Raw genomic sequence first — 11,835 nt, forward strand, 5'->3', positions numbered from 1 at the left:
CCCGACTTCTTGGAGAAGTCGGGGGTATGTCCTAACAATGGCGGTTGAAATTTTTGGCCGATCGATCTGTCGCATAGCATCCGCCTTGCGGCATCGACTTCTAATCTGTCATTCTACCTAGCTTAAATTCGACCGCCAGTAGGTGGGCCATAAGTTTCGGTTGTGGTGGTTCTAGGGTGCCGGAAGCCCACGACAGAACCAATTAAAGCGGCCAGTAATCCCAATAGAGAACCCATCACAAACGACCAACTCACTTTGGCTGTATTACCAGCAATATCTCGCGTTTGTTGGGCTGAGATCGTTGGTGGTGTAACTGGGGTTTGCTGGTTTGCCGGGATATTTTGTTGAACTCGATCGACGACGCTACCAGCATTGGAAGCAGCGATGCCAAATGCACCCGATACGCCGCTAGTCAGCAACCAAGCACTTAGAGCTAAAGTAGATGCCCACAAAATCGCCCCATTCAATAGAGCTGTATTTCGATTCATCCGCCCAGATGTATGCGCGGTAGTCCATCCGCCCGCAAATAGGGCAATTAGCAAACTAATAATCGACCAAATCCCAACACTGACACCAACACCAGTTGCCTCCGATCGAGGTGCTCCAGAACCCCCAATACTACTCGAACCAATTGCCACCCCCAGCGCGCTCAAAACTAGCTGGGTACTCAGGGTGATAACTAGCCCTGCTAAGATCGGCCCCCAGCGCACTTGGTCGTGGTAGATTTGACTAACAACAGGCACTGTGCGTTCGATATAATCACCAGGTCTATCTATATATGCCACAATCGTGCTCCAATAGTTATAGTAGAAACTTTCCAGATCGACTGGAATAGCTTCAGCATATCGTTTGGAAACTATGGGATTCATCTGTCGATCGATTGATTTGGGACTCTATCGATCGAGATAGACAATTACCTTTATATATCCGTCGTATCTTGTTCGGAAACCTTACCAAATAAATATCGATCGCCAATATATTTCAGAATAACTCGCCCAGTCTTAGGATGCTCCCTTTCGACGATCGGTTTGACAACTACTCCTTCTCTCCCGTGGTTGCCGCCGACGAGAGAATCACCATCAGAATGCGATTTGATAACATCGAGGGAGAAAGCACCTTCATAAACTAATGGTACTTGCTCGACTTGATGGCGATCGCACAAAGATTTGAAAGTTGTATAGTCCACATACTTACCCTCCAACATCAGATCGAAAGCGCGAAAATTTATCTTCCGCTCGCCATAACTATAAGCCTGAATCGATTGCCCATAAACTTCACCATACAAAATGGCTTGCTTATAGCCTTGACTTTGCAACTCCTTGAGCAGATGTTTGACTCCAGGTAATGTATGGGGAAACCAATAAGTATTCGCCACCATTGTATTTGAATCTTCTGGATCTTTCCGCCGCAAAGTTCTCGAACCAGCCATCATTGTCGGCTGCTCGTCATCAGTGTGCCAAACATAACCCACACGGCAATTAGAGTTATGAACTAAAATAGAATTTGCGAAAAAATTATGGGTTTCTGTTTCTAGATCCCATCTACTGGAATCTACATTAAAAGCCTCTTTTACAGAATATATGTCAACACTTTTAATTATTGGTGTATATTTCTGTTCGGTTGCTGGAATCACAGGCACTTTTCGCCCTCTGTAATTACTTGGTAATTTATATTGCATTACTTCAGGAATGTAAGGCGAGATTAGACAGAACATCTTATCCGCACTTTCTTTATTAAGCCTAATTCTGTTATATTGTCGATCGTCCGATTTATAAGATACCCCATTTAGCCCTAAATTTTTCAATCCTGCAAGCAATATTATTAGATCTGCATCACTAAAATTGCAGCACGCAAATAAAGCTCTATCCTCTTGCTTTTCCGTATGGCTGAGACTGCCATCATCCATATACCAAAATGCTAAAGAGAGCGGAGACAAACGATCGGCTACCCAGCTAGGAACTTTCTTTTTAGTGCCCTCTGCCCTGAAAGATAAATAAAATTCCTCATAAATTGCATTACTATATTCTGTAGAAGCCTCAGTCATTTCGGTTCCGTAGCCACTAGTTAGATTTCTAGTTTTATTTGTTTTCAGTTGTTTTAAACTGTCAATACAAAAATTTAAATACTCCTCATGACTTTTTTTATGAGAAAACTTTATGGCACTAGAATTACTATCTTTAGTTTTATGCAAAAAGCCATCGCCCAATAGTTTTCCAAGTAAAATTTGCTCTTCTACATAGGTTAGGGAATTTGAATCATGAATAATTAATACTCGATCTTCGTTGGTTAAGTTAATAGCTGCTTTATAACAACCTTCATGAGGACAGTAGAATTGATGACTTGGAGTACAATATATAGAGAAAAAAGGATTTCCGCCACCAAAAAGTCTACGCTTCCCTCTAACATTTAACCATTTTTCTGCCGAGCCATTATTAAATTTTTTCAGTACTTTGCTAGGGACTATTTCTCCTTTTGCATTCATTCCTACAACAAATTCCCCAATTTCTATCTTGTGGATAGGTTTGTGTCCCCCACCCCACATAGATATTTTAGTTTTATAGATTAAGCAGCCGTGGACTTTTTCTGTTGCAATAACTGGTTCCCCGACTTCTAGTAGATCGGGATAACTCCGCATATTTTCGAGACTAGTATATTTCGGAAAATTTGGATCGTCGCTGGCACTATCTCCCGCTTGAATTTTTATCGGCGGATTGTATTTAGTCGCTTGATAAAACTCGGCTACATCTTGCCCCAATTCCATCCCCGCTTCCGGCTGAACTACCAACCCAAAAGATGGTTCGCCGCGTAATTTGATCCGGTGAACTACGAGGACTCGATCGCCATTAATATCGGTCTTCTCGGATAAATATGTAGCAACATTCAACCCCTCAGCTACTTCTTTTTTTAATACCGTTCCCTGCTCGAAATAGACCACGGCATCGCCCTTTTTGTGTACGCCTTTTTTGACACACATTTGCCAACCCTGAACCGTTGCCAATTCCAAAGCATCAGCATTTCCATGAGGTTGGAGATCCAAAATTTCACAAACTTCTACTTTAATCGTACTCATAATTAGCGGGGTGAGGGGTGAGGGGTGAGTATGTAGAGTGGGCACTGCCCACAGATCGATTCGCTGGTTACAAATAAACAATATTTGAGTATGTTGTTTAAATATTGTTTATGAAATATACTATGCTTTAAACTTAGGTGGTGGGCAGTGCCCACCCTACGCATATTATCTAGGATCTCTTAGTAGGGTGGGCACTGCCCACAAATCAATTTTCTGGTTACAAATAGACAATATTTAGCGATATATTAGTGTGGTGGGCATTGCCACCCTACGTTAGCTACGATGCTTTAACAAAAAATAAGATGTGCTGCTGTGGTAGAATACCATCAGTCTTTTGCCATTTTAAACCTACTGCACTTAGTTCTTTCTGAATCTGTTTCTCGGTGACTTTATGGTGAGGCTTGATATTAATCTTCGGGTCTTCGCCTCGATATTCTACTAGTACAACACGCCCCCCTGGTTTGAGAGCCGCAACAATCCCCGTCATCATTTCTTGGGGATAGCTCAATTCATGATATACATCCACCATGATGGCAAGATCGATACTCGCTGGTAATAATTCAGCACTTTGTTCGGTACCTAATTGGGTTTGAATATTAGATATCTTTTTGCGATCGATCCGTTGTTTCAGGAGTGCAATCATTTCTGGCTGAATATCGGTTGATATCACCTTTCCTTCAGGCACCTGTAGAGCTAGCAACTCGGAAATATATCCCGTACCTGCGCCAATATCCGCTACAACGTCCGTAGACTTCAATTCTAGTGCGGCGATCGTTTGCTCCGGTTGCTCCTCTGTTGCCCGTTCTGGACGCTCTAGCCAGTCAGCTCCCTGATGCCCCATCACCTTGGCAATTTCCCTACCCATATAAACTTTCCCAGTACTATCAAAACTGGGTGGGCGGTAACTATAAAATTTGGATTGAATTAGGGCACAACTAGGTAACGCTGCAATTTGCCAACAGATGACACAAGCAACTAGGGTTTTTAAAAAGCTTTTGACCAGCATGGAAGGTTAGATTATTTCCCAGAGTATAATCAAATTGTATATCATTCCGATTGACGATGCGTAAAGTAGAAGTTGTACCACACAATCTGCAATGGAAATCGAACTTCGATACCGAATCACAATATATCACCAATGCTTTGGGTGAAAATGCGATCGCCATTCATCATATTGGCAGCACGGCGATTGCTACTATTTATGCTAAACCAATTATTGATTTTCTGGTAGAAGTCAAATCTATTAATCAAGTAGACGATCGGAATTTAGAAATGGAATCGATCGGTTATGAGGTGATGGGTGAATTTGGCATAAAAGATCGCCGCTTTTTCCGTAAAGACAACCAGCTCGGAATCAGAACCCACCACATTCATATCTTTGAAATTAATTCAGCTCAAATAACTCGTCATTTAGCATTCCGAGACTATATGCTTGCTCATCCAGAAGCAGCTCAAGAGTATAGCAATTTAAAACGAAAACTAGCCGCCGAATATCCCAATGATATCGCTGGATATCAAGCTGGTAAAGCTGAATTCATCAAAGAGATCGATCGCGCAGATGGCTTTGGCTCATAAAAAGTAGTACAATTGACAGCATGAAAACCCAACTTGAGGTTTAATATACGACAGCATCACCTCTCCATCCTCCAAAGCTCCAATGTCCAACCAAGAACGCCAAGCCGCATATCGTCAAGTAGTTCAATCGCTCATCCAATCCCCCCAGAACGACGAAGAGCGAATTTTGGCAGCCAACCTCGATTTGGTGGATGAAGGACTAGTCAAGACGTTGAAAGACACTGCTAAGATGATGATGATTCGCAACCATCCACCACTGAGGGCGACAATTCAGCGGTTGGTTAGTTTTGCCCAACAATTAGAGCGAAAATTGGCATCGGGGCAAAGTGAGACTGTCAAACTAGAGCAGGAAGATTATATTAGATTTTCGGTTGAGCTATTGCAAATAGTGGTGAATAGTCAAGGGAATGGCGGGATAGTTCATCAATTTTTCGACAGACATCTGGGTTATCTAAATGAAGAACTATTAGCTATTTTACCAGCTTCGATCGCCGCATTATTAGAGCGAGCAGAAGATCGAGATAGGCAAGCGTATATTGAATCGATCGTCCAAAATTTATCGATCGATCTCCAAACCTATTCGAGTGGAGATAGACAGGTTAATCTTGCATTATCGATCGCCTGTAAAGAGCAATCTTCATTAGTTCACGATCGGCCAGACGAACAACCCGATCTAGTAGATAATGAACTAGTTCAACCAGACAAAGATCGTCAAACTGCATATTTCGATCTAGTTCAAGCACTCCTAGAATGCCCTCTAAATGAGGAAGATCGAGTCCTCGCCGACCACCCTAAACTGGTTGACAAAGGATTGGTAATAGCATTATTAGAAGTGGCTGAAATTAGGAAAGCACGAAACAATCCAGATTCAGGATGGACGATCGAATGGTTAGAAGTTTTTGCCGAACAATTAAGTCAAAAATTGGACTTACAACTAGGCGTAAATAAACAGATAGACGAAGAATCTGAGACCATATTCCCAGAAGATGAGGAAATAGTTCACCAATCTACAGATGAAAATGACGATCGAGTCACCGTAGTTACCCCAATTAGCATACCAATAGATGCCCACAAAGAAAGTCATCTAGGGCAGGTTTATTTCAAACAGGGTGAATGGCAACTCGCCGCTGATGCCTTTGAAATTGAGATCCAAGCCATGGAAACTTCCCGCAATTGGGGAGTAGATGAACAGCAGCAGCCGGAAATGTGCGATGATATCCTCTCCATCTACGAGAATGCGATTCAATGCGCCATCAATCTCGAAAACTATTCCCAAGCCATCGAGTACACCCAACGCATCCGCAGTCGCCAATTAGTCGGGATGGCGCAAACAGATGGGAGACAAATCCAAGCTGAAACCATCGACTATGCCGCTATCCAACAACTCATCCACAATCCCCACACTGCTATCCTCACCTGCTACACCACCAATGATGATACCCAGATCTTCATCATCAAACAAAGCGGCGCGCCAACCCTTCACACCTGCAAAAATCAAGGCACGCAAAAATTCCAAAACTGGCTGCAAAAAACCTGGATTAACCCCTCTCATGAAGACAATTCCAACTGGGCGGAAGATTTACCCCGATTACTCCACGATATTTCTCAGCGACTCGAACTCGATACCCTCATCGAGACACACCTCACCGATATCAACGAACTAATCATCCTTCCTCACCTCAACCTCCATCAAATCCCCTTCGCTGCTCTCCCCTTAAATCCTCTCGTCTCCGAGCTACCGCGTACCGACAAGTCGGTTAGACTTCAGTCTCGATTGATTTACGCCCCCAACCCCCTCTTGGAAAGGGGGGGCTTCACTCCCTCCCCTTGGCAAGGGGAGGGCTGGGGTGGGGTAAAAGGACTAAGCAATGACTCTAATAACTTATGTACACAGGGTAGCCTCGGAGCGAAAAGTAAGGAATTAGAGCCGGGTGGGTTACTACTTGGCGACAGATTCATCATCCACTCCATTCCTAGCTGTGAGATGCTCCAATATTCCCAACTCAGCCCACCCGTAGAAGATGCCAACGACTGCTCGGTACAAAGCACCCTTTGGAGCGTGGATGATTACGTCAGCGTTATTTTTCAGGTGATGTACCACCAAGAGCGACGCAAAGGCACCAATCCCGCCATCTCCCTTCGTACCGCCCAATTTCGACTACGAAATCTCACAGGCGCAGAATTTCAACATCACTACTATCCAGATGCGATCGAGTATGTCACAAAACATCACCCCACACTCAAAACCGCGCTCGAATATCACTTAGAAGCGTACTGTGAGATGGATAAACCCTTTGCATCGCCATTCTATTGGGCAACCTTTATCACGCAGGGTATGCCTTAGAGGCTGTTTGACAAGATCCGATTCAGAACTAAATCGACTCAGATAATGATTTCCCTGATTTTTAAACCGCAGAGGCGCAGAGGGCGCAGAGAGTATCCTATCTTCTCATTTAGACTCGCTTAGTAACTTTATTTTGATGCAAGATGTGAGTCGAAGTAAAAAAATAGTACCAATCGAATCATCAATCGGTACTATTTGCTTACCAATAAAAAAGTCTACTCTACCGAAGAACGATTTTCCAAAATCTCAAAAGAATTAACATTCAAGACTTTTCCAATCATAGCCAAAGTCATCACATCATCATTCAATGTACCATTTACTTTTACTTTCAATCCCACCTGACGCAAGTCGCGGGGACAATCTAGTAACTCGTAAGTCGCGCCATCTTCAGCTACCAATGCCCAAGCACCAGTACCAAAGCCTTTGTGTTCGATTCCACCAATCACCGTAATCATACTATCTGAGTATCTCCTCTCGCCGCGAACTTAGCCAAACCAAAACATAGCAACCCATTCACTACCAAGAAACTGCGCGCAACAACGCCATCGCCGAGTAGCCAGACATTTGGAGCGACTACAGCACTCACCAAGAGACAAGCAGCTACACCCAAACTAGTACCGATAGAAAACAATTTTCCCTGGGGATATGACCAGCAGACTATCAGTAATAGTACCGGAATCAGGACACTTGCAAACAGTGGATTTAAAATACTGGTGCCAGAAATCGCATTGCCCAATTCAGGAATCGAACTACCTAAAATGCGGAAGGGAGTTTGGGGTAAATCAAAGATATAAAATCCGCGTAGGAAAAACAATCCAGTACTCCCAGCTACCATCCCACTCACTAACGGAAATCCAAATGGAACATAGTTGCGAAGCAAGAAGGCGAGTAAATAAGAACCCAGTACCATCCCTAGTTTTGGTAATAGGGCAATCGCACCACCATCAATCCAGAAGCGAAGGTTCAGATAACCATTATCGCGCAACCAGCGGAAGAAGTCATTGAAGGTGATTTTGCCTTTTTGGGCGAGTTTGACGGCTGCTGCTGCGTCTAGATGCCCTGCACCGTAAAAGTTCTGAGGATCTGACTCGATTTTGCGTGCCGATTGTTGCAAGACTGCATAGACTTCATCTGGTGCGGTAACACCGATGGATTCAATCAGAGCGGCTACTCCAGCGACGTGGGGGGCTGCCATACTAGTACCTTGGAAGCCGGAGATGATGGGCGTATTCGTAGTTGGATCGATCGTCTCTTGCCAAATTTTACTACCATGCCCGCCACCTGGTGCGGCAATATTTACCCCCGCGCCATAGTTGGAAAATTCGGCTCGCTCGTCTTGCGCGTCGAGTGCGCCGACACCGATGACGTGGGCGTATCGAGCGGGATAGGATGCGGATTCGGCATTCTCATTCCCAGCGGCGGCGATAATTACCACCCCTTTATTATGAGCATACTCGATCGCGTCTTTCATCACCTGGCTTTCGCCACCACCACCCAGACTCATATTGACGATATTCGCCCCATTATCTGCCGCGAACCGGATTGACTCGGCGATATCGCTAATCGTTCCTCCTCCGCTACCTGACAAGACCTTCAGGGGCATGATTTTGGCTTCATAGGCAATTCCGGCTACTCCGTAGTTATTATTGGTAGATTGGGCGACAGTGCCCGCTACGTGAGTGCCATGTCCGTTATCATCGTCGGCATTTACTTTATCATTGACAAAATCATAGCCTTTAACAAATTCTGTCTGCTCCAAATCGGGGACTTTGCTCACCCCTGTATCGATAATCGCGACGGTAATTCCTTTACCCCGATTTTCTTCCCACGCTTGTTCGATGTGAATGCTGCGAAGGTGCCACTGCTTGCTATATTGAGGGTCGTTGGGTGCGATCGAGCTACGGTAGATATAGTTCGGTTCGATCGATTCTACATCCTTACTCAGACTCGATCCTTGCAGTTTGGTTAGTAAAGTTCGATCGCCTTTGACTACATATACATGCTCTACTTGGGAAAATTGACTATTCAGACGTGGCGCAATCCGATACTCCTTGCTCAATTCTGCCAATTCCCGATCGATCTCCCCCGCTGGTAAGTTATCTTTAAAATCGATGACAAGGGAGTCAAATTCCCCTCTAGTCGCCAATCCCGTAAAGTTGGATATGGCAAATCCTATCCCCAAGCAAAATAAGCACAAGATTAACAGTTTACGCATATGTATGGCGATCTCTATCTAGCACTTCCAGCATAGCTTAATGGAGGGGTGAGGGGGGGAGTGGGTGAGGGGTGAGGAGAGGGGGGGAGGGGGGGACTGGGGGACTGGGGGACTGGGGGACTTGAGGAACGCTTTACCGTCTCCCAGTCTCCCCCTCTCCCCCTCTCCCTACAAATCCCTCACCCGCCGCACCGCTTCAAGATACTCGCGATTTTTGCCTTGTTTGCGGTAGATTTCGGCGGCGGTGAGGTAGTCATTCAGCGCGCTTTGCTTGTTGCCGATCGAGTAGTAAGCCAATCCTCTGCTAGTATAAGTTTCAGCATAGTTGGGATTGAGGGCAATAGCCCTGTCGTAATCACCGATTCCACCCCGATAGTCTTTCAGCTCACAGCGGGCAATTCCGCGCCCAACATAGGCAAAAGAGGCGCGAGGATTGAAGATAATCGAGAGATCGAAATCAGATTTAGCATTTTTCCAGTCTTTGAGAATATTGCGGATTAGACCACGATTGGTGTAGGCTTCAGCATGGTCTGGTTTGAAGACGATCGCACTGCTATAATCTGCGTTGGCTCCTCGCCAATCCCGTAACACATTTCGCGCCAATCCTCGCCGAAAGTAGACTTCCCCAAAATTAGGATTTAAAGCTAGAGTCCGATCGTAATCGGCAATCGCCCCCCGATAATTACCTTTTTGGGACTTATTCTGAGCTGTGACAAAAAAATCATCAGCCGTTGGTGCTGACGAGATGGGTATTGTAGCTTTATTATCCAATTCTACCCGCAATTGGCTGGCGACTTGAGTAAAAGTATTAATCGGGATGGCTAAACCGCTGACTGGCTTGGCTTTATTGGTGCGACCATTGATACTAGGGTAATTATCGATCGAGCCGATCGTTTTACCATTAATTCCAACTAGCATTCCCGCCTCATTGAATAGTCCACCACCACTCATTCCTGGCAAAATATCGGCGTTTCCCACTACCAAACCATAACCACTATCTTGGGGCTTGCGACTGATGGCGACTACTTTTCCTGGATGGAAATGTAATGTTTTCCCCAAAAAACCTGCCGTAAAAACTGTTTGCCCCTTGGCTACATTGTTGGAATCGCCTAATTTGACAACGGGATATTTTTTGTCACTTCTGAAAGTAACAGTTGCCAAATCTAGATTGTTGGGCGCGATCTTGATATCATCAGTATCGATATCATATGATTCCCGATCGGGAGTAACAATTTCTAGAGCCAGACTCTTGGCATCATCAACTACATGAGCAGAAGTTAAAACTGTATAGGTATCCCCAACCTGTTTGACGATCGCCCCAGAACCATGTCCTGATTGAGTCTTGATAAAAACAACTACGCCTTGGGCGATATTACTGACTTGCCCTGACTGCACTGCCCGCGTTGGGGTGATTTGGAACAGAGGAATGGTGATGCTAATCCCTATAATGGCAGGGATAAATTGTTTCTGCATAATTTAATTATTGAAAGTGCCTTCGGCAAAACTGAAATATTTTCCGATGTATTGCTCAGCCCCAGATCTGAAATTTTAAAATGACCATATTCTTATTTCCCAGTGACTATTTTCGTCCCACCCTTGTAGATGAGATGTACCTATCTGAAGCAACAGCATTTCGACAAGCTGGATTTCAAGTTGCTGTTGTTTCATTAGAATCATTATCCTCAGACTCACCACAAATTCGTCCGTCATTGACTCCAGATGCTTTATGTAATCTACCGTGGCTGGATGCTGGGTGCATCTGAATATCAAAAATTAGTCACGGCAATATCTCAGGCTGGTGCCTGCATTCAAACATCAAGCGTCGATTACTTAGCTACCCACTATTTACCCAATTGGGATCATTTAATTAAAGATCTTACACCAGAAACTCACTTTTATCATACTGATGGGGATCTAAAAATTGAATTGGAGAAATTGGGCTGGGATCGATTTTTCGTCAAGGATTATGTCAAATCCCTCAAAACCTCAATGGGTTCAATAATAAGTCACCCATCAGAGATCGATCTCATCATCGCCGAAATGCACAAATTTCGCGGTACGATTGAAGGTGGCATCTGCGTCAGGCGGGTAGAAGATTTTATCCCCACATCCGAGCAACGTTATTTCGTCATCGATGGTAAAGTGTTTGGCTCCGATGCGAATGAGCCAATTCCAGAGATTGCCCTAGACTGTGCTACTAGAATTAAGAGTAGATTCTTTAGCATCGATACGATCGATAGACAAGACGGAGTAAAACGGATTGTCGAAATTGGTGACGGCCAAGTATCTGGTCTGGTAGGATGGACTACCGAACGATTTGTAGAAATATGCCACAGTTTTAATTAGTAGTCTCAGGCGTAAATAAACCCACTAGTTGGGAAAGTTGGGAGTTGGGAGTTGGGAGTTGGGAGTTGGGAGGTAAGATTAAATACTAGCCTAACTTGTGCCGCCCTGTACTAGATCCTCCACCAACATCAGATACTAGATAGAGGTACGATCTAAATAACCCATCCCTCTCCCCCCCCCCCCCCCCCCGGCCCCCCCCCCCCCCCCCCCCCCCCCCGCGCCACCCCCACCCCCCCCCACCCCCCGAAACCCCCCCCCGCGGGGGGGTGGGGGGGGGGGGCGGAC

The 11,835-nt window shown here is 45.0% G+C and carries 10 protein-coding genes; 4 read left to right on the forward strand and 6 right to left on the reverse strand.

Annotated features, from left to right (window positions below):
* Positions 1-122 precede the first annotated feature (122 nt).
* The 3 genes from RMO79_RS06395 to RMO79_RS06405 all read right to left on the reverse strand — a co-directional run bounded on the left by RMO79_RS06395 (position 123) and on the right by RMO79_RS06405 (position 4,076).
* Positions 123-785, reverse strand: coding sequence for a hypothetical protein (locus tag RMO79_RS06395; RefSeq protein WP_396136541.1), 663 nt, complete (start codon positions 783-785; stop codon positions 123-125).
* A 134-nt stretch (positions 786-919) separates the two neighbouring features.
* Positions 920-3,070, reverse strand: coding sequence for an RNA ligase family protein (locus tag RMO79_RS06400; RefSeq protein ID WP_310482225.1), 2,151 nt, complete (start codon positions 3,068-3,070; stop codon positions 920-922).
* A 277-nt stretch (positions 3,071-3,347) separates the two neighbouring features.
* Entirely contained in the window at positions 3,348-4,076 is a 729-nt protein-coding gene (locus tag RMO79_RS06405; protein ID WP_310482226.1) for a class I SAM-dependent methyltransferase, read from the reverse strand.
* A 56-nt stretch (positions 4,077-4,132) separates the two neighbouring features.
* Here RMO79_RS06405 and RMO79_RS06410 point away from each other — a divergent pair, with 56 nt between their 5' ends.
* Positions 4,133-4,645: a GrpB family protein gene (locus tag RMO79_RS06410; RefSeq protein ID WP_310482227.1), complete on the forward strand. Its 513-nt coding sequence runs from the start codon at positions 4,133-4,135 to the stop codon at positions 4,643-4,645.
* A gap of 82 nt (positions 4,646-4,727) precedes the next feature.
* Positions 4,728-6,989, forward strand: coding sequence for a CHAT domain-containing protein (locus RMO79_RS06415; protein ID WP_310482228.1), 2,262 nt, complete (start codon positions 4,728-4,730; stop codon positions 6,987-6,989).
* 215 nt (positions 6,990-7,204) lie between these two features.
* Here RMO79_RS06415 and RMO79_RS06420 read toward each other — a convergent pair whose 3' ends face one another.
* The 3 genes from RMO79_RS06420 to RMO79_RS06430 form a co-directional block, all read right to left on the reverse strand.
* Positions 7,205-7,444 carry a hypothetical protein gene (locus RMO79_RS06420; protein WP_310482229.1) on the reverse strand — a complete coding sequence of 80 codons (240 nt, stop codon included), beginning with the start codon at positions 7,442-7,444 and terminating at the stop codon, positions 7,205-7,207.
* The gene (locus RMO79_RS06425; RefSeq protein ID WP_310482230.1) at positions 7,441-9,204 is read right to left on the reverse strand and encodes a S8 family peptidase; all 1,764 of its coding nucleotides are present in this window, start codon (positions 9,202-9,204) and stop codon (positions 7,441-7,443) included. Before RMO79_RS06425 ends, RMO79_RS06420 begins: the two co-directional genes overlap by 4 nt.
* A gap of 168 nt (positions 9,205-9,372) precedes the next feature.
* On the reverse strand, positions 9,373-10,677 hold the full coding sequence (locus RMO79_RS06430; RefSeq protein WP_310482231.1) for a tetratricopeptide repeat-containing serine protease family protein: 1,305 nt from the start codon (positions 10,675-10,677) through the stop codon (positions 9,373-9,375).
* An 80-nt stretch (positions 10,678-10,757) separates the two neighbouring features.
* Here RMO79_RS06430 and RMO79_RS06435 point away from each other — a divergent pair, with 80 nt between their 5' ends.
* Together RMO79_RS06435 and RMO79_RS06440 are read left to right on the forward strand one after the other, a co-directional pair.
* Entirely contained in the window at positions 10,758-10,967 is a 210-nt protein-coding gene (locus RMO79_RS06435) for a hypothetical protein (protein ID WP_310482232.1), read from the forward strand.
* A complete protein-coding gene (locus tag RMO79_RS06440; RefSeq protein ID WP_310482233.1) occupies positions 10,924-11,550 on the forward strand; it encodes an ATP-grasp domain-containing protein in 627 nt (208 codons plus the stop codon). Before RMO79_RS06435 ends, RMO79_RS06440 begins: the two co-directional genes overlap by 44 nt.
* Positions 11,551-11,835 lie beyond the last annotated feature (285 nt).

Origin of the sequence: Chamaesiphon sp. VAR_48_metabat_403 (genome assembly GCF_031422475.1) — a bacterium.
Classification (GTDB): Bacteria; Cyanobacteriota; Cyanobacteriia; order Cyanobacteriales; family Chamaesiphonaceae; genus Chamaesiphon.

Coding starts and splice junctions, on each gene's coding strand:
- RMO79_RS06420 (WP_310482229.1), bottom strand. CDS start 7,444: ATGATTACGGTGATTGGTGGAATCGAACACAAAGGCTTTGGTACTGGT.
- RMO79_RS06435 (WP_310482232.1), top strand. CDS start 10,758: ATGACCATATTCTTATTTCCCAGTGACTATTTTCGTCCCACCCTTGTA.
- RMO79_RS06415 (WP_310482228.1), top strand. CDS start 4,728: ATGTCCAACCAAGAACGCCAAGCCGCATATCGTCAAGTAGTTCAATCG.
- RMO79_RS06425 (WP_310482230.1), bottom strand. CDS start 9,204: ATGCGTAAACTGTTAATCTTGTGCTTATTTTGCTTGGGGATAGGATTT.
- RMO79_RS06440 (WP_310482233.1), top strand. CDS start 10,924: ATGCTTTATGTAATCTACCGTGGCTGGATGCTGGGTGCATCTGAATAT.
- RMO79_RS06430 (WP_310482231.1), bottom strand. CDS start 10,677: ATGCAGAAACAATTTATCCCTGCCATTATAGGGATTAGCATCACCATT.
- RMO79_RS06405 (WP_310482226.1), bottom strand. CDS start 4,076: ATGCTGGTCAAAAGCTTTTTAAAAACCCTAGTTGCTTGTGTCATCTGT.
- RMO79_RS06400 (WP_310482225.1), bottom strand. CDS start 3,070: ATGAGTACGATTAAAGTAGAAGTTTGTGAAATTTTGGATCTCCAACCT.
- RMO79_RS06410 (WP_310482227.1), top strand. CDS start 4,133: ATGCGTAAAGTAGAAGTTGTACCACACAATCTGCAATGGAAATCGAAC.